This is a genomic window from Nonomuraea cypriaca (genome assembly GCF_015645445.1).
In the GTDB taxonomy this organism is placed as follows: domain Bacteria; phylum Actinomycetota; class Actinomycetes; order Streptosporangiales; family Streptosporangiaceae; genus Nonomuraea; species Nonomuraea cypriaca.
In genome coordinates, this window is the sequence record NZ_JADOGI010000001.1 from 16367 (window position 1) to 34642 (window position 18276).

The 18276-nt window shown below is 65.0% G+C and carries 15 protein-coding genes; 12 read left to right on the forward strand and 3 right to left on the reverse strand.

Annotated elements, in window-relative coordinates; all coding sequences use genetic code 11:
- Positions 1–21: 21 nt before the first annotated feature.
- From ITP53_RS00085 to ITP53_RS00105, 5 genes are all read left to right on the forward strand, one after another.
- Complete coding sequence (locus ITP53_RS00085; RefSeq protein WP_195893163.1) at positions 22–900, forward strand: carbohydrate ABC transporter permease; 879 nt, start codon at positions 22–24, stop codon at positions 898–900.
- Positions 887–1711 carry a carbohydrate ABC transporter permease gene (locus ITP53_RS00090; protein WP_195893164.1) on the forward strand — a complete coding sequence of 275 codons (825 nt, stop codon included), beginning with the start codon at positions 887–889 and terminating at the stop codon, positions 1709–1711. Before ITP53_RS00085 ends, ITP53_RS00090 begins: the two co-directional genes overlap by 14 nt.
- Before the next feature lie 17 nt (positions 1712–1728).
- Entirely contained in the window at positions 1729–3153 is a 1425-nt protein-coding gene (locus ITP53_RS00095; RefSeq protein ID WP_195893165.1) for a glycoside hydrolase family 5 protein, read from the forward strand.
- A 63-nt stretch (positions 3154–3216) separates the two neighbouring features.
- A complete protein-coding gene (locus ITP53_RS00100; protein ID WP_207755363.1) occupies positions 3217–4413 on the forward strand; it encodes an ROK family transcriptional regulator in 1197 nt (398 codons plus the stop codon).
- Positions 4410–7343: a helix-turn-helix transcriptional regulator gene (locus ITP53_RS00105; protein WP_207755364.1), complete on the forward strand. Its 2934-nt coding sequence runs from the start codon at positions 4410–4412 to the stop codon at positions 7341–7343. The genes ITP53_RS00100 and ITP53_RS00105 overlap by 4 nt, the downstream gene beginning before the upstream one ends.
- 17 nt (positions 7344–7360) lie before the next feature.
- On the opposite strand, the gene ITP53_RS00110 is transcribed toward ITP53_RS00105, so the two are convergent.
- Entirely contained in the window at positions 7361–7972 is a 612-nt protein-coding gene (locus ITP53_RS00110) for a hypothetical protein (protein WP_195893167.1), read from the reverse strand.
- 214 nt (positions 7973–8186) lie between these two features.
- The gene (locus ITP53_RS00115; RefSeq protein WP_195893168.1) at positions 8187–9056 is read right to left on the reverse strand and encodes an alpha/beta fold hydrolase; all 870 of its coding nucleotides are present in this window, start codon (positions 9054–9056) and stop codon (positions 8187–8189) included.
- Positions 9057–9366: 310 nt separating this feature from the next.
- Between ITP53_RS00115 and ITP53_RS00120 the strand changes: the two genes are divergently transcribed.
- Positions 9367–10035: an HIT family protein gene (locus ITP53_RS00120; RefSeq protein ID WP_195893169.1), complete on the forward strand. Its 669-nt coding sequence runs from the start codon at positions 9367–9369 to the stop codon at positions 10033–10035.
- Here ITP53_RS00120 and ITP53_RS00125 read toward each other — a convergent pair.
- Entirely contained in the window at positions 10032–10760 is a 729-nt protein-coding gene (locus ITP53_RS00125; protein WP_195893170.1) for a class I SAM-dependent methyltransferase, read from the reverse strand. The genes ITP53_RS00120 and ITP53_RS00125 overlap by 4 nt on opposite strands.
- Positions 10761–11066: 306 nt before the next feature.
- Between ITP53_RS00125 and ITP53_RS00130 the strand changes: the two genes are divergently transcribed.
- The 6 genes from ITP53_RS00130 to ITP53_RS00155 all read left to right on the forward strand — a co-directional run bounded on the left by ITP53_RS00130 (position 11067) and on the right by ITP53_RS00155 (position 17866).
- On the forward strand, positions 11067–11849 hold the full coding sequence (locus tag ITP53_RS00130; protein WP_195893171.1) for a hypothetical protein: 783 nt from the start codon (positions 11067–11069) through the stop codon (positions 11847–11849).
- Complete coding sequence (locus ITP53_RS00135; protein WP_195893172.1) at positions 11846–13288, forward strand: sulfotransferase; 1443 nt, start codon at positions 11846–11848, stop codon at positions 13286–13288. The genes ITP53_RS00130 and ITP53_RS00135 overlap by 4 nt, the downstream gene beginning before the upstream one ends.
- Positions 13289–13346: 58 nt before the next feature.
- The gene (locus tag ITP53_RS00140; RefSeq protein WP_195893173.1) at positions 13347–14573 is read left to right on the forward strand and encodes a hypothetical protein; all 1227 of its coding nucleotides are present in this window, start codon (positions 13347–13349) and stop codon (positions 14571–14573) included.
- 599 nt (positions 14574–15172) lie between these two features.
- Positions 15173–16171 (forward strand): hypothetical protein, encoded by a 999-nt coding sequence (locus ITP53_RS00145; RefSeq protein ID WP_195893174.1) that lies wholly within the window; start codon positions 15173–15175, stop codon positions 16169–16171.
- 727 nt (positions 16172–16898) lie between these two features.
- On the forward strand, positions 16899–17312 hold the full coding sequence (locus tag ITP53_RS00150; protein WP_456238088.1) for a NucA/NucB deoxyribonuclease domain-containing protein: 414 nt from the start codon (positions 16899–16901) through the stop codon (positions 17310–17312).
- An 80-nt stretch (positions 17313–17392) separates the two neighbouring features.
- The gene (locus ITP53_RS00155) at positions 17393–17866 is read left to right on the forward strand and encodes a hypothetical protein (RefSeq protein WP_195893176.1); all 474 of its coding nucleotides are present in this window, start codon (positions 17393–17395) and stop codon (positions 17864–17866) included.
- Positions 17867–18276 lie beyond the last annotated feature (410 nt).

Genomic DNA, 18276 nt, shown 5'->3' on the forward strand with positions numbered 1-18276 from the left:
GAACCGCGCGGAGGAGCCGCTGTGAAACAGCCTCTCGCCCCCTACGCCTTCATCGCGCCCGCGATGCTGCTGCTGCTCGCCTTCGGAGTCCTGCCGATCCTGGTCGCCCTGCCGGTCAGCGTCACCGACATGAACCTCGCCGGCCTGGCCGACTGGTCCAGGATCGAGTTCGTCGGCCTGGAGAACTACCGCAGGCTGTTCGCCGATCCCGATTTCTGGCAGGCCCTCGCCAACACCGGGATCTTCGCCGTGCTCGGCGTCCCCGCCGTGATCGTCGTCTCGTTCGTGGTCGCGCTCCTCCTCCACCGGAGCGAGAACCGCTTCTACCGCGCGCTCAGGGCGTTCTACTTCGTCCCCGCCATCACCGCGATCGTCGCGGTCTCGCTCGTGTGGGGATATCTGCTCAACACGCAGTTCGGCCTGGTCAACCACCTGCTGTCGGCCGCGGGGCTGCCGCCGGCGCACTGGCTCAGCGATCCCGTGCTGGTGAAGTTCTCCGTCACGCTCGTCGCCGTGTGGCGCGGCACGGGACTGAACATCATCATCTTCCTCGCCGCACTGAAGGGCATCCCCCGGGAGTATCTCGAGGCCGCGGAGCTCGACGGCGCCTCCGGGCTGCGCAAGGTCGTCTCGATCGTCATCCCGCTGCTGCGGTTCGCGTTCTTCTTCGTCGCCGTCACCACGGTCATCGCCTGGCTGCAGTTCTTCGACGAGCCGTACGTGCTGACCAAGGGCGGGCCGCTCGGCGAGTCGACGAGCATCTCCCTGTTCCTCTACCAGAAGGGCTTCTCCGCCAGCCAGTTCGGCTACGCGGGCGCGGGGACCATCGTGCTCTTCCTGATCATCGCCGGAGTGACCCTCATCCAGCTGCGCGCGCGGAGGCCCGATGCGTACCGTTAGCCGCCGCGGCCTGACCCTGACCATCGGGGTGGCCCTGAGCGTCGGGGCGCTGCTGACGGCGTTCCCGTTCCTGTGGATGATCTTCGGCTCGGTGAAGCCGCTCTCCGAGTCGGTCGCCGACCCGCCCCGGATACTGCCGCAGGCTCCCACGTTCGAGCACTTCGCGCGGCTGTTCGGAGAGATGGACTTCGGCCGCTACCTGGTCAACACCATCATGGTCGTGCTGATCAGCCTGGCGGGGGTGGTCCTCATGGCGATGGCCGGGTACGGGTTCGCGAAGTTCCGCTTCCGTGGCCGCGGGCTCATGTTCTTCCTCGTGCTCGCCACGATGATGATCCCGGTGCAGGTGACCATGATCCCCACCTATCTCATCCTCAACGGCATGAAACTGACCGACACCCTGATCGGCATCGCGCTCCCCGGGCTGGTGTCCGGATTCGGCGTCTTCCTGTTCAGGCAGTTCATGTCGACCGTCCCCACCGAGACGATCGAGGCCGCCCGCATCGACGGGGCCGGCGAGGCGCGCATCTTCTGGCGGATCATCCTGCCGCTGTCCAGGCCGATCATCGCCGTCCAGATCATCCTGACCTTCATCACCGCCTGGAACAGCTTCCTCTGGCCGCTGATCATCGCCGGCGACGAGCGGCTCTACACCCTGTCGGTCGGGGTGTCGCTGCTGAACCGGCAGATCGCGACCAACCCGTCACTCCAGATGGCCGGGTCGACCCTCATGGTCGTGCCCATCCTGGTCGTCTTCGTCGTCTTCCAGCGTCACATCGTGCAGGGCTTCACCCTGTCCGGCCTCAAGTAAGAAAGCAAGGAAAGTTCATGAACGATCGCTTCACCGGCTTCGTCCGCGCCGGCGGCTCCCGACTCGTCGACGGCTCGGGCGCCCCACTGCTGCCGCGCGGCGTCGGCCTCGGCAACTGGCTGCTCGCCGAGGGCTACATGTGGAAGTTCGGTGACGAGATGAGCTCGGCCCGCCAGATCGAGCGACGCGTGGAATCCCTCGTCGGCCCGGAGCGGGCCGCCGAGTTCTGGGCGCGCTTCCGCGCCACCTACGTCGCGGAGGAGGATGTCGCCGCCATCGCCCGGCTGGGCTTCGACCACGTCAGGCTCCCGCTCAACTCCCGCGACCTCGTCGACGGGGACGGCGTCTTCCTCGACGGCTTCGCCCACATCGACGACCTCCTGTGCTGGTGCCGGACCCACAACCTGTGGGTGCTGCTCGACCTGCACGGAGCGCCGGGCGGGCAGACGGGGACCAACATCGACGACTCCCCGAACGGCAAGCCGGAACTGTTCATGGACGACCGCAACCGGCGGCTGACGATCCACCTGTGGGAGGAGATCGCCCGTCGCTATCGGGACAGCACCGTCGTGCTCGGCTACGACCTGCTGAACGAGCCGCTGCCGAACGAGTGGCAGCACGTCTACCCCGCCGAACTCACCGCCCTCTATCGCGACCTCACCACCGCGATCCGCGCGATCGACCCGTACCACCTGATCGTCTACGAGGGCTCGCACTGGGCGACGAACTGGTCCATCTTCACGGAGATCCTCGACCCCAACTCCGCGCTGCAGTTCCACCGCTACTGGTGTCCGCCCGACCGCTCCAGCATCCAGGAGTACCTTGACGTGCGGGAACGCCTCGGCGTACCCATCTACATGGGGGAAGGCGGGGAGAACACGCCGGAATGGATCTACGCCGCGCACCGGTTGTACGAGCAGCACGAGATCGGCTGGAACTTCTGGCCGTGGAAGAAGCTCGACACCCGCACCTCTCCCGTCTCCGCCGACCTCCCCGCCGGCTGGGCGCTGATCGCCGACCCGCACGCGACGGTCGAACCCGCCCGTGCCTGGAAGATCCTCGAGGACCTCCTCGACTCCGTCGCGTTGCGGGCCTGCGGGGAGCGTCCGGAGATCGTCCGTGCCATGTTCGGCCGGGCGCCGCTGCGGATCCCCGCGTGGGGGTTCGTCGACGAGTCCCCGGAGTTCCGCGATCGGTTCGCCGGTTACGACCATGACTGGCACCGTTCCTCCGGCCGGCCGTACGCGGACGCGGAGCTGATGCCCATGACCGTCCGCGCAGGGGAGGAGCTGCACTTCCCGCTCGAAAGCCCCCCGTCCGGCTGGCAGGCCGACTCCGACCCGCGCGACGCGTTCGAGATCTCCTGGCAGGAGGGCCGGCTGGTCGCCCACGCGACCAGAGCGGCGCGGCTGCGGGCACTCGACGTCACCGCCGGCGACTGAAAGAAGCGAGAAATCATGAATGTCGAATCCGGAGGGAGGCGGCCCGTTCTCAGCCTTCCTGAGGTGTCCACGGTCACCACCCTGCGGCAGCGCAACCGGGCGCTGGTGCTCAAGCAGGTGATCCTCGCGCAGGAGACCACGCGGGCCGACATCGCGAAGGAGAGCGGCCTGTCCACTGCCTCGGCGGGCAACCTCGTCGCCGAACTGATCGCCGCGGGTCTCCTGGAGGAACGCGGCTCCGTGTCCTCGCGGGGAGGCCGTCCCATCACGCTGATCGGGCCCCGTACCGACAGTGCGATCACGATAGGCGCCGACATCGGCGAACGCGGCGTCGCGGTGGAGATGTTCGACCTGGCGATGAACCGGATCGACCGCGAGTTCCGCGGCGGCGCCGAGGAGGAGGGCCCGGAGCGGATCGGCGCCGACATCCACGAGGCCCTGGTCGCCCTGCGCGACCGCAACGCCGGCCGGTGGCCGACCCTGCTAGGCGTCGGTCTCGGCCTGCCCGGCGTGGTGGAGACCGCCCCCGACGGACGGCAGATGCTGTACGCGCAGAGCCTCGGCTGGCCGCCCGTACCCGTGCGGTCGCTGTGCGACGTCGGCAGCATCCCCGTCCTCGCAGAGAACGGCGCGAAGATGCAGGCCAGGGCGGAGCTGTGGTTCGGCAACGCCCGCGGCGCCGACCACGCCCTGGTCGCGCTCCTCGGCCGCGGCGTCGGCCTCGGCATCGTCACCGGAGGCCAGGTGGCGTACGGCGCCCGCTCCAGCGCCGGGGAGTGGGGCCACATGGTGATCGAACGCGGCGGCCGCGCGTGCAGATGCGGCAACCGGGGATGCGTCGAGGCCTACCTCGGCTCCGACGCCATCCTCTCGGCGTGGCGGGACACCGGGGCCGTCTTCGAGGGCACCGGCTGGCGAGCCGTCGGCGAGCTGATCGCCGCCGCGCACGGGGGCGACCCGGCCGCCGGGGCGATCGTCGAGGACGTCATCGACTGCCTGGGGGCCGCGCTGGGCGGCATGGTCAACCTGACCGGCCCAGAACGCATCGTCATCGGCGGCTGGGTCGGCCTGCGCCTGATGGAGTCGCTCGGCGACCGCATCACCGCCGCGATCAAGAACCACAGCCTGTCCAGGCCAGGCGACCAGTTCGAGCTGCTGGTCGCGAAGTTCGGGGGCGACGCCGTGGCCACCGGCTCGGCGCTGCTACCCCTCGAGGCGCTCATCGCCGCAGATCCAACGTCTGAAAGGGGACTCCGATGACCATCTTGCGAGAGCCGAACTTATCCCACGACGTTCCTGACGCACGCTCCGCGGGTGCTGGTTTCACAGGTGCCGAGCGTTCCGCGAGCGCCGAGCGTTTCGCAGGTGCCCAGCGTTCCGCGGGCGCCGAGCGTTTCGCGGGCGTCACCCCGATGCTGGATCCACGGCGGGCCGAGTGCGACAGGCTCGACCGGCTGATGACGGCGGTCCGCGCCGGTGAGAGCCAATGCCTGGTGTTGCGCGGAGAGCCGGGCGTGGGCAAGTCGGCCCTGCTCGACTACCTGGTCCGGCAGGCCGTGGGATGCCGCGTGGTGCGCGCCGCGGGCGTCCGGTCCGAGATGGAGCTTCCGTACGCGGCGGCGCACCAGCTCTGCGCGCCCATGCTGGAGCGGCTCGACCGGCTGCCTGAGCCGCAGCGAAACGCGCTCAGCACCGCGTTCGGCCTGAGCGCGGGGCCGTCGCCCGACCGGTTCCTCGTGGGCCTGGCGGTGCTGACCCTGCTCGCCGACGTGGCCGGCGAGCAGCCGCTGGTGTGCGTGATCGACGACGCGCAGTGGCTCGACAGCGCCTCGGCACAGGTGCTCGCCTTCGCCGCGCGGCGGCTGTTCGGCGAGTCGGTGGCGTGCGTGTTCGCGGCGGGCGGCGGCGGCCCGCACGACCTGTCCGGCCTCCCCGAACTGGTGATCGGCGGACTCCGGGACGAGGACGCGCACGCGTTGCTGCGCTCGGTGCTCCCCGTCCCCATGGATCAGCCGGTACGCGACCGCATCGTCGCCGAGGCACACGGCAACCCGCTGGCGCTGATGGAGCTGCCACGCATGATGACACCCGCCGAGCTGGCCGGCGGCTTCGGCCTGCCGGCCAGGCAGGCGCTGCCCGCACCGATCGAGGACGGCTTCCTGCGCCGCCTCGAACCACTGCCACCGGACACCCGTTGGCTCCTGCTGACCGCCGCCGCCGAACCGCTCGGGGACCCCGTCCTGGTCTGGCGGGCGGCGGCCCGGCTCGGCATCGGCACCGCCGCGGCGGGCCCTGCCACGGCGGCCGGCGTGTGCGAGTTCGGCGCCCGCGTACTGTTCAGCCATCCGCTCGTGCGTTCGGCGGTGTACCGGGCGGCCCTGCCGGACGAGCGCAGGCGCGTACACCACGCGCTGGCGGAGGCGACCGACGCCGGCACCGACCCGGATCGCCGGGCCTGGCACCGCGCCCACGCCGCCTCCGGGACCGACGAGGAGATCGCCGCCGAACTGGAACGCTCGGTCGCCCGAGCCCAGGCACGCGGCGGACTGGCCGCCGCGGGCGCGTTCCTCAAGAGGGCGACCGAGCTGACCCCCGAGCCGGCCCGCCGCGCAGTACGCGCGCTGGCCGCGGCCCAGGCCAAGCAGGGGGCGGGCGCCTCTGACGAGGCTTCCGGACTCCTCGGCGTGGCGCTGGCGGGCCCGCTCGACGAACGGCAGCAGGCCCGCGCGGCCGTGCTGCAGGCCGGAATCGCCTTGACCGCAAGCCGAGGGAACGCCTCCCCGCCGCCGCCGCTGCTCGACCTCGCGCGACGACTCCAGCCGCTGGATCCGGAACTGGCCCGCGACACGTACCTGGAGGCGTTGTCCGCGGCCATGTTCGCCGGCCGCCTGGAGGGCCGCGACGGCAGCCTGCGAGACACCGCCGCCATCGCCCGCACGGCACCGGCCGCCCCCGAGCCCGGCCGCGCCCAGGATCTCCTGCTCGACGGATTCGCGCTGCTCTTCACCACCGACCCGGGCGCGGCGGCACCGGCGCTGCGCCGCGCCGTGACCGCCTCCCTCGACCAGAGCGCCACCACCGAGGAACAGCTCCGGCGGATCTGGCTCGCGTACGTCGCCGCCGTGGCACTGTGGGACGCCGATGCCTGCCGCACATTGGCCGAGCGCCATGTCCACCTCGCCCGCGACACCGGCGCGCTCGCCGAGACGCCCCTCGCACTCAACTCGCGGATCACCGTACATCTCTTCGAGGGCGAACTGGCCGAGGCGGCGGCGCTGAGCGCGGAGGTCAGGGAGCTCACCATGGCGACCGGGCAGCCGATCATCGACTACGGCGCCTTCGCGCTCGCCGCCTGGCGCGGCCGCGCGGCCGAGGCCGAGGAACTGCTGCGCGTGAGCTCGATCGAGGCGGCCTCTCGCGGGGAGGGGGCCGCGATGACCGTCACCGACTGGGCAAGGGCCGTACTCTACAACGGTCTTGGCCGCTACGACGAGGCCCGAGCCGCCGCCCAGCGCGCCAGCGAGGACCCGCCAGCGCCCGGCGCCGCAGCACAATGGGCACCGGCTGAACTGGCCGAGGCCGCCGCCCGCGGCGGCGACCACGAGCTCGCCCGCTGGGCCGTCGAGCAGCTCGCGAAGACCGCGCACGCGAGCCCGACCGACTGGGCGCTCGGGATCGAGGCCCGTGCGCGCGCCCTGGTCAGCGAACCCGACAAGGCGGAAAGCCGTTACCTGGAGGCGATCGACCGGCTCGGCCGCACCCGGCTACGCCCCGACCTCGCCAGGGCCCACCTGCTCTACGGCGAATGGCTCCGCAGGGAACGGCGCAGGATCGAGGCGCGTCCGCATCTCCGCACCGCGTACCGATCGTTCACGGCGATGGGGATGGCCGGCTTCGCCGGGCGGGCGGCGCACGAACTACGGGCCACCGGGGAGACCGCGCAGCGGCGCGGCGTCCCGATGAGCGGCCACCTCACGCCTCGCGAAGGTCAGATCGCCCGGCTCGCCACCAAGGGCCTCACCAACTCGGAGATCGGCAGCCAGTTGTTCGTGAGCCCGCGTACCGTCGAATACCACCTCCGCAAGGTCTTCGCCAAGCTGAACATCACCTCACGCAGCCAGCTCAACCGCGTCCTGACGAGCGAGCGCAGCGTCGGCGCGGCGCCGAGCCGGCCTCGCGCGGAGTGGTGACGTGTGCTCTCGGAGCTTCACGGAGCTCTGTGGCAGTCCAGGAGCCGATGTACCTGGATCGGCGTGCGCACCTCGATGGCGTGCGGGGAGACTCCTGCTGTCTGCAGCGTGCTCGCGTGCGCTGGGAAGCCGTGGACGCCGGGCAACCGCACACGGGTGTGCGCGGCGATGTCCAGGTTCCATACGCTGGCCCGCAATGACAGTGAGTCCACCAGCCACATTTGGTACTCGTCGCGGTGTTCGGCCAGGTAGGTGATGTAGCGCCCGAGTACGGTGGGTGCGACTGTCTCTGCCGCGTGGGCCGACAGTTCGACGCCTTCGGTGTTCTCACCAGGCGCTTGACTCCAGCCTTTGGCGTACTTCTCGGTGTATTCCACGAGATAGGCGAACCGATAGCGGATGTCGTCGAGGTCCTCGTCCGGTTCGCCGAGCTGCTCGGCTGCCTGAACCGACAGCTGAGCCCAGTCCGCGATCCGGGCGTACAGTGCCGCCTGCTGTCTCGTCTGGGAAGCGCCGTCGCTGGTGGTGGCCGCCTCGTCCAGGCACGGCATGTTGAGCAGAGCCGCCACCTGGAGGAGCTGGTCAGGAGGGAGCAGGCGGTTCCGCGCGTCGGTGAGGTTGTCCATCACGGCTCTCAGTCTGAGACCCACCAAACGACTCAGGAGGGCGGAACTGCGAAAGTGACACCTACGCCACTGTTGTCCGTTTCCAGCCGAAGACAGCCACTATCCGCTGCGTGATGTCCCCAGGCCACGGCACTTCACCGCGGTGTCCGCCAGCTCGTCATGTGTCCGAGCGCCAGGGGGTCAGACGAACACCGCGTGACGATGAGAAGGACGGCCGTCAGCCGGTGGCGTCGAGGACCTCGCGCAGTTTGCGGGAGAAGGCCTCAGGCTGCCCGGCGTAGCCGAACTCGCCACCGAGGAAGCCGCCGTGGTGGCTCGGGAAGACCGTCGCCTGCTGACCGAGCAGTTCGGCCGCCGCCACCGAGGTGCGTCCGGTGAAGACGTCCTGGGATTCCTCGCCCACCGCGATCACGACCCGCGTTGGCGCCGCGGTGAGCGCGTCGACGTCGGGCCGGTAGCTGCTGACCGCCCAGGATGCGTCGGAGAGCAGCGGATCGTCACGGGAGCCGTCGTCCTCGGTCGGCATCCCGAACGCGGCGGGATCCGGCGCGGGCTGGGCGAAGTAGTCGTCGATGTACTCGCCCTTCCACGAGGTCATCACGATGAATGCCGCCATGCCGGCACCCCAGCCCTTGCTCTCGTACGCCTCCCGGATGCCGGCCCGGGCGCGCTCGGCGGCCTGGGCGTCGGGGAGTACCGGGATGAGCGGCGGCTCGTGCGCCACCAGGGTGACGACGTCATTGGGGTAGGCCGCGACGAGGGCGAGCGCGGTCACCGCACCGCCGCTGCTCGCGAACATCTCGACCGGGCCCGCGCCGAGCGCCTCGATGACGGCGTGCACGTCGGCGGCCTGGGTCGCGGGCTCATGGTCGGTCCGGCCGTCCTTGCGGGTGCTGCGGCCGAGGCCGCGCGGGTCGTAGGTGACCACGGTGCGGTCGGTGAAGTACGACGCCAGCACGGTGAAGCCGCTGGCGTCCATGGGCTGGCCGATCATGACCAGCGGTGGGCGTCCGCCGGCGGTCGGCAGCGGGCCGTGGACGTCGTAGGCGAGGTCGGCCTCGGGAGTCTTGAGGATCTGTGTAGTCATAACGGTGTAGACCCCTTCCGTATCGAGAACTCATCGGACCCTACGCCCACACTCCGACATCTAACGGCCGAGACTCGTCCGGGCATCGACGAGGGTCTGGTCGGCAGGCGGCCATCGCGGTCCGCCACCGTTACCATCAGGTGCGCCGTCGCAATACAGCTGCCGAAGAAGTCATAAATATAGCCACTGAGCCATCTCAAGGTGGCAATCCGAGTACTATTCCTGAGGCCACATCGCCCCGTATCAGAGTAACTAGCGACGAGTGAAGATTGAAGTCGGACGGCCGATATCCTCATTAGGGCGGTGTCATATGGTCATTTTCAACGGGACTCTCGAGTGCCCTTTCTGTGTCCTGCTGGCGGAGGGACGATCACCCGTTTGGGACCATTTCTTTCACGCCGAAAATGGCAATGAGGTCATCTTTCGAAGCGAACCCTTCTCAGTCGTCCTCGACACCGCGCCGCTCGCCGAAGGGCACGTGCTCATCATCACCGATCGTCATATGCCCTCACTTGCGGGCCTCTCGAAAGCCGAACGCGACGAACTCCAAGTGGTCAAGCGCGAAACCGAATCGAAACTCAGGGATGTGTACGGTCCGATCACCTACTTCGAACATGGCGCGGAGAGCTTCGCGCGGCATGCGGGAGCGTGCATCGACCATGCCCACCTGCACTTGGTTCCAGGAGACATCGACATCTTCCCGCACGTCGCTCACGATTACCCAAATGTCGAGTCGTTCACTTCATATGAGGGCGCGCTCGAAAGCCTTGCCGGCCGCGCCTACCTCATGTTCGGACGGGATAAAGGCCCGGCTTACGGAGTGCACGCTCCCGCCTGCGTCACGCAATACCTCCGACGTCTGGTCTCCCAAGCGGCCGGGTCCAAGGCTGTATGGAACTGGCGTGACTGCGTTCGTTGGGCCGATGCCCTCTCCGTACGGGACCAGTTGCTCAAGGCTAAGAACAAACTACGTTCTTAGCCTTGCGAGCGGTGTGCGAAGCCTTGCACCACGCTGGCATGATGATTGTAGACGAGCTCGTCGCGCAGTATAAGACTGTCAATGGTGAAGCGCTCCTCGGCTAGGACGTTGCGAGTGTATTCTTCGCTGAAGAAATGCCTGATCTGGCCTTCGCTCCGAAAGAGGTCAGGACCGAGTTCATCGCCTTCGCCGTAGAGCGGGTCCTCGGTAGATCTACAGGTGAACAGAATTCTGCCGGCAGGGCGTAGCACGCGGTGTATCTCGCGGAAGATGCCCCGGGTGACCGTGTCGGAGAAATAATGCAAGGAAAGTCGTGCGTAGACCGCGTCAAAAGCACTGTCCGGAAAAGCCAGGGAGGTTCGCAGGTCCTGGACGAAAAAGATGACTCCGGATGCTCCCCGAAAGCGCACGTTCTCATCGATGGCGAACTCTGAGAAGTCTGTCGCGGTGACCGCGTGCCCCTGTCCCTGCAGGAAGACGGCATCTCTCCCGCTGCCACACCCCAGTTCGAGAATCCGGTGGCCACGGCTGACACTGTCGGCGAGGAGGCGGGCGAGCGGAGCTGGGCTCATTCGTTCCTGGTTGTTCCAGTATTTGCGATGATGCCCATTCCACAGTTGCAACTGGTCGACCTCGTCGCCCGATGAAACTGGTGTTCTATTAGATGCATTGATGTCGTCGATGCCTCGAATGCCTGCCGCTTGGTCCTTGATCGGGAAGGCCATAGCTGAGCTTATCAAGGCAAGCCAAGTCCAAGCGAGGTCGGATGTTAATTTTCTGCTCCGCTTTACACATACCGGTCGGTTGCTACACTCAAGCCTGAATGTGTAGTCATAGGTGAAGCCAGGCGGGCCGTGAGGCGTGAAGGCTGAGGGCGACGCATGTCTAGCGAACCAACGGCGACGTGGAGTCCTGTTGAGCATGAGTGGCTCTTTCACGTGCCAGGCCGCCGTGAGCTGACGCCGCAGGTCGATATTCGCTCCCATGCCGACTTAATTGCCAAATGTCCATTCTGTCCCAGTAGGGGAGACGTGGCAGCGGCGAGCGTCGCCCGCCTGGTGCCGAGCAAACATCCCATGATCGCCCTGGGAGAGCCGGATTCCCCTGCGCAGGAGCAGTTGCATTGGGTGCTCGTGTACGGCAGTTCCCATTCCCAGAGGCTGGGTGATCTCCCGGCCGAGGTAACCCGGGAGTTCCTGGAGCTGGTCTCTACCAAGACCTCGCGCCTTTTCGACCGTCCTTCGGTGAAGGCGGTCTTCGCCTTTGAGTCTGTGGGGGACCACTTCGGTCCCACAGTCGCCCATCCGCACGGTCAGCTCATCGGACTACCCTTCGTCCCGAGGCGCCTGACTCTCGCGCCAACCGCTGATTCGTGCCCCGTGTGCGAATCCGTCATCAGGCGAGACCTGACGGTGATGATCACGAACCATGCACTCGTTCAGGTGCCTCCGTGGTCGCGGCTGCCCTTCGAGATGATCATCATGCCGGTGGCGCACCGGCCGGATCTCGCGTCGCTGTCTGCCAAGGAGATCACGTCGATGGCCGACTGCCTGCACACCGGCCTGCAACTGTGTCGGTTGACCCACCGTGGCGAGATGCCGCCTTATCTGATCAACGTGATGCAGGCCCCCAAGGGCGACACCTCTCACCACCTGCGGGTAGAGCTCGTCCCGCTGCACAAGGACGAGAGAACGCTCAAGCGGCCGGGTGGCATGGAGTTGGGCCTGGGCATCTACCTCAACCCGCTTCTTCCGGAGGTCGCTGCCGGGATTCTCCGCGAGGTGTTGCCGGACGTACGGAGGTGCCCGGCATGAGACGTGTCCAGATCGTCGGGACCCAGCGCTCCGGATCCAACCTGCTTCGCCTGCTGCTGGGGTCACTCCCTGGCGTCTTCGCGCCGCCTTCGGCGCACAAGCTGAGGGACTTCCAAGACCTGACCGGCAGGTACGGCTCCTTGCGCGCGCCCTCGAACCAGGGACGCCTGGCTGAGGATATGGGCCGGCTTGTCGATGTGAATGCTCTCGCGTGGCCTCGTATCCCGGATCGGAGGCGGGCGATCCTGGCCGAGATGGGCGGATCCATGCTTGCTCATGCAGTTTTAGCCTTTTACGATGCGCACGCCCGACATTTCGGCAAGCAGGTATGGGTCAGCAAGTGTCTGGAGAATGTCCACTTCATTGATCAGCTTTTCAACTCCGGCCTGCCAATTCTTTATCTGCACCTCGTAAGAGATCCACGCGACGTGGCCGCCTCGTTTTCCCGGGCCCCCATCGGTCCAAAGGAGCCCAAAGCGATCGCTTTGCGCTGGTTGGAGGACCAGAAAGCAGCCATGACCGCACGCGGGATGGTCGGCGAAGATCATTGGCTTACCGTACGTTACGAAGATCTGGTCACAGATCCGGAGGCTGCTCTGGCCCCGCTGTGCGATCGCGCAGGGTTGAGGTGGTCGGCTACCGCCCTCGAGTTCTACCGCCAAGAAGAGGCCCGATCGGCTGCGTCGATATCCGAGCTGTGGAACAATCTCGACCGACCGATTCGGCGCGATCGCGTGTCCGCGTACAAGAGATCGGCGAATACCGAGCTGGTGACGGCTGTCGAGGGCATCACGTGTGATCTGATGTCCGCATTTGACTATGCCGCTGAATATATATTTGTGCCGACCGGAATCAGCGCCGGCGAGAACGAGGACATTCTGAATCGTGATCGTGAGATGCGTGCAGAATCGGCGGCCGCCCGCGATCCGGAGGCAGAGGCCGTGCACCTCAGGAGACTGCGTTTCCTGGAGGATCTCAAGGCCATGAGGTCACCCAAAGGTTTTGAGGAGGATCTTATGTATGTGCAGTTCGCGCAGAAAGCCGTGATCGAGTGGCAAGGAAGACTGCTTCTGATCAGGAAGAGTCAGGATGACCCATACCAGCCAGGGAAATGGGAGCTGCCGGGCGGACGCATGAAACCTGATGAATCGCCGGATGACGCGCTTGTCCGCGAGGTACGCGAGGAGGTGGGGCTGGATGTGTCTCCTGGGCGTCCGTTGGCTCTGTGGTCATGGCGGCTGGGCAGCGAACAGGACGCCCCAACCGTCATCGCCGTAGCCCGGCTCTGTAAGACAAGCGCTGGGGATGTGGACATGAGCCGGAACGACGAGGACGATTTCATCGAGAAGTACGGTTGGTTCGAGAGAGACGAGGTCCTCGATCTAGATCTCATTCCAAGCGCTAGAGGCCCCATCGCGACTGTTCTCGCAAATCTCTAGCAATTCGGTTCAAACGGATGAGGCGCGTATGAGCATGTGTGAATCAAGGACGAGCTAGTTGCTGACGCGCCAGATCCTGAGGGATGCTCAGTCTGAGATCGAGCGGCGGATCGCGTTGCGTTTACAAATCGAGGCCGGGCGACTGCCGGACTATGCCCTGGCTTCGGGGCAGTATCTCGACCATCCTCGCTACGAGCAGCGCGGGCTCTACGGCACCGCGGCCACGATCCACATCCTCGCCCGTCGCGCCACAACGGACCCCGCAGTCAAGGAGCAGGTGGCGAAGTTAATCTATTACGTCGTCAACCGCAGCCAGGTGGAAAGGGTCTCGGTAAGTTCCGCCGTGTACCGGGACCTGGTTGCGCGGAGAATCCGGCTGCAGAAGACGGACATCTTTCGGATGGCCGATATCGGCTTCGCCCTCTCCTATGTGAGCCCCGTCATCGCGCTGAGGTCCGAGGCGTTGGCCCCGGTGCAGAGGGCCTTCGAGAGCGCGCGGGCCGACCCGGCGGGATATGCGGTGGGCAGCGAAGGCGGAGAGCCCGATCCGCTGGCCACGGCGCATGCCGTGCGCTGCCTGGCGGCGAACAATCTGCCCGTCAGGCCGGAGGACTGGCGGTATCTTCGCGAGTACCTGCGTAGCGGTGACAATAATTTCGTTCGCTGCTTCGTGCTTCTCGTGCTCACTACCTATGACTCCCAGGTGGAGCGGAGGCAACTACAGGTCTCCTGGAAGGGTCTCTTCTCGGCACTTTCAGCCGCATTCGGCGGCCAGTCGGAGGCTAACTATGAGTACACTCGGTCCGGCGCACAGGACTATGTCCGGATACCCTGGCAGATCTACCTGGTCCAATCGTGCGCCAAACTGTTCCCCCTGACGAGATTCAACGGGTTCGCGATCCAGCGGAAGATGCTGGATGCGGTCCAGCAGATTTCCGCTCCCACCGGGTTCAGGTACGAAGCCTCAGGTAGCTATCTTTCTACTCGTACCTATGCGTGCGTTTGGCAGGCGATCGAGGAGATCTTAGCCTTCAACTTCAGGCAGCCCATTCCACGCATCGTCGTCCGCACGGTGTCCGGGATGACCCGTCTGCTGTCTAGTCGGCTCGTCGGAGTACTCACGTACCTGCTGCTCTTCGCCGTTGCGGTCGGATCGCTGGTCGAGTGGCTCAACAGTTCTCACCGCTCCGTAGGTGACCTGGCTCCCAATCTGCTGGCCGAGGTCATGCTCATCATCGCTGCGAGGCTGGAGCTTCAGGTGAGGCGGGCGAAGTATCGCCGCTGAGCCATCGAGCGGGGCATGACGCTGACGTGGGCCTGGCAGGACCGCCATGAAGCCACAGCCAAGACGAACAACGTCCCTCCCGACCAGGTGCGTCGGCGGCAAGAGCGCCTATACCCCCGCTGGGGTCCATGGGCTGGCCGATCATGATCAGCGGCGGGCGTCAGCCGACGCCCGCATTAGGAGAGCGCGCGCTTCTCTGGCTCCTTAGGCACGTTGAGCTAGGCGGACGTCCTCATAAGAGTCCATGTCGATGAAGATCATCCCCTGTATATCCCCAGTCCGAATGGGAGAGCGCCACATCATCCAGTGGCAGGGGGCCCACACAGCAGGATACTCGGCGCGAACCGGCATGATCTTCGGGGTCCCGGGCCAGCAAGTGGTAAATTCGTCCGCTGCGTTTGAGGGCTGCCCGGATCTGTAGCCAGCTCCGCCGGCCGAGCTGCGGGGGATGAACAGGATCGCGCGGGTCTCCAGACAGCTCACGCCACCTTCCTGGACGGCGAACAGCTCCGACGACCTACCATCACCACGGGCCTCGCCTCTATCAGCGCAGGCCAAATGAGTGGTTGATACTCACAAGAGTGCGTCAAACTGGGAGCATGAGGCTGATCCTCGACACCATGCTCTGGGGTTATATCGGGCAGACCGGCTCCCGCGAAAAGTTTGAACGATGCGCGCTCGCGCATGGCTGGAAGGTGTGCACACCGCCAGCCACCCTGATGGAGACGTTCCGCGACACGAATGCGGAGCGTCGTACCGCTGGCATCCTCGCACTGATGTCACCTCACTGGGTAAGGCTGCACACTGAGGCCGACATGGAATGCATGGAGATCGTAGCGGAGGCGAAGCGCCTCCGGCCGAAGTGGGTGCGTCAGCTGCCTCGACCCGGTCGGCCTGCGGCACTACGAGACTTCTGGAAGCACCAGATCTGGCGGGCTACGGCGAGAGACCCAGACTACATGGCGTTATTCCGCTCCCCGGGAAAAGAACAACAGGAGCGCGAAGAAGTCAAACTCGTCGATGCTATGCGTTGGAATCGCCGTGAACGCCTCCGCGTCAATCGCTCGTCATGGAGACTCGACGACATTACTGTGACGCCCACAGATGATGCGCTTGTCGAAGACCTATACGGCTGGGAGGCTGGTGTTCCTGTTGAGCCCTGGAGACTCCAAGGTCGTGATGTCTTGAGGTATGCGCTCCGCAACCGCCATGGGGTGGATCGCCCTGACGTGGATACAACAGTGGCGGACTGGCTTGACCCCTACCTGCATCTGAATAATATGGTCAAAGATAAAGATGACTTTGGACGCTTCTGGCTATTCGAGGTCGAGAGAACTCGCATGCCTCGACACTGGATGCGCTGGGCTATCCAGGAGTCTCAGACGATGGCAAAGGTGAGGAGTAGTGACGGCCGGGACGGTCAAATCGCCTCCTACCTCTTTGATGCCGAAGTGTTTCTAACAGAGGATGGAAACTTCTTCGATGCACTCGAGCGCGTTAAGGAAGTTAGCCTGACTCCCTTCGCCGATGTTCGACGTGTCAGGATTCATCCCAATGATGCTGACGTTGTCGAGATTATCGAAAGTGCCCTTACGTAGTTTCGTGAGGACATTTATGGATATCTTTCTATGGCGAGAAGCAAGCACGAAAGTGGCACTGCACTGATAGACGGGCGGACACGCGGATGGCCTGATGCTGGGGCTCCTACTCAAACAGGTCCTTGATGGGCAACCAACGGCGTGAGATTGTTGCTCAGCATCTATGACACGTGTCTAACTGACCACGACGAGCGTTCGATCAATCGCACAGAAAGAGCCCTGAATCAAACGGAGTAACATCACACGAAGGACTGGCCCGATACAGAAAAGCCTTCACCCTACAAAATTGCCACGTGGTATACTCGGTTCAGCTAGAAAAGCGTGGGCTGTGATTCCGGTCTACGCTGCTGAATCACTTGCTGTAATTGCCGCGGCAGAGCAGGGCGATGAACGGCGTAAGCCCGCCTGGCTATCTGCTTATGTATGTCACCATCGCCAGTTTTGGCGACTCTGCCCCATGCTACCTTCCACTGATCAGATTCCTGCTCATGGCGGGCGAGCGAGGCGCTCGATATATTGTCAAGGACTACGGCAGCGGCTGCGTTTTCGACAAGGCTCAGGCGGTTTACGAAACAACCGAGATCCAGCCTGGTTCCCCATGGAGCGACGAAGGCGACCCCGACAATGTTAACAAAGCTTACAGAAGCGTTCCGGCTCATATCTGGACGGCTCAACACAAAAAAGAGCTGACAATTCCAAGCCGTACGGACAAGACGATTCCAGGCCACTGGCTAGGCGGCGGAGCTCCGCTTTCACGACGAATAGCGCAACCTGGAAAAGAAAGAACAATGAAAAGAGTCGCAACATGTGTCGGCTGCTTTTCAAGGACTACGACCGCAAGGACGAGGTGCTGGGAGACAAGAGATGGCATAAGGTTTACAATTGCGACGAGTTCCCGTTCCAGTCCACCATGCAAGGGACCTGGGTGTCGGTTGAGCGAGTGAACAGTCCCGACGCCTACGCGTACTCGATCAGGCCCGTTTGGCACAAGCATAATACGGACGACGGAGTGCGACTCGGCACCTTCTACGGCACCCAACGCATCCTCGCCGAGAACGGTGGCACAAGACAAAACACCTATGACTACTGGCACGTAGAGGCGCACGTGCCGGCGCAGAATCCGCACCCTGACCTAGAGTAAACTCTCCGATGCCTCCCAGGGCCGCGGGTCACGTCCTCGCCTTGGGGGGCATCCTTGCTTCCCGAAAGGTTGACAGACTCGTGTTCGATGAGATCGTCGCCCGTTACCAAGACATACTGGGCGACCTTGACGCCTTCGCCTACACAGTGACGCTTCCCGACTCCGGGGTTCTCGCGACCGAGGACGCGGTGCGCCGTCTCGGCTTCGACCCGAGCGCCCTGAGGGGCCACGGGAAGGTGCACAGCCCTGGAACCCTCCACCTCTATCAAACCGGCGCCGGCATCGTCACTCTAGATTGGACCAATCCAGGAGAAGATCGTCAGGAGGTCACCAACAGGTTGGCCGGAACGGGATTTCAACACTGGTATGTCTCTTTCGATATCGAAGGCAACACCAGCATGTACGTCCGATACGGAGAGACTGAGGGAGATCTGGACCATCCAGGACCGAGCGATATACCCTTCAGCCAGCGGGCAGACCGCCTCGGCCCGCTGAGCAAATATAGGGACTGCCCGCGTCCGGTTACGACAGCGAGATGGCAGAGGCCGAGGTAGATATTACTGCGGCCTGCCTGGCCGTGGTCGAGTTGGAAAGCGGTATCCGCCTGGACTATGACCTGATAGATACTTCTCATTCAGCGTTGCCGATAACCACGTAGTTCGCAACGCGATGCCCCCCGAACAGCGCCGCCTGGTGGACTTTGCGCTTTTAATCCGTAGGTTCCGGGTTCGAGCCCCGGGCGCCCTACCACTCTGAACAGGCATAACGCCTGGCAGCAGAAACGAGCCGGTGTGAGCCCGCCCTGAGACACAGATGAGCCGGGTCGGCAGCCGGAACCGTACGTCCACAGGGACGAGAACTCTCAGCAGAAACAGGGGGTCCTGGCCAGGCACGACACGGGGTCATCGCTCACGACATATCGACAGAGCGTTCGCTGTGGCGGCACCAAACCCCTTACGGGTAG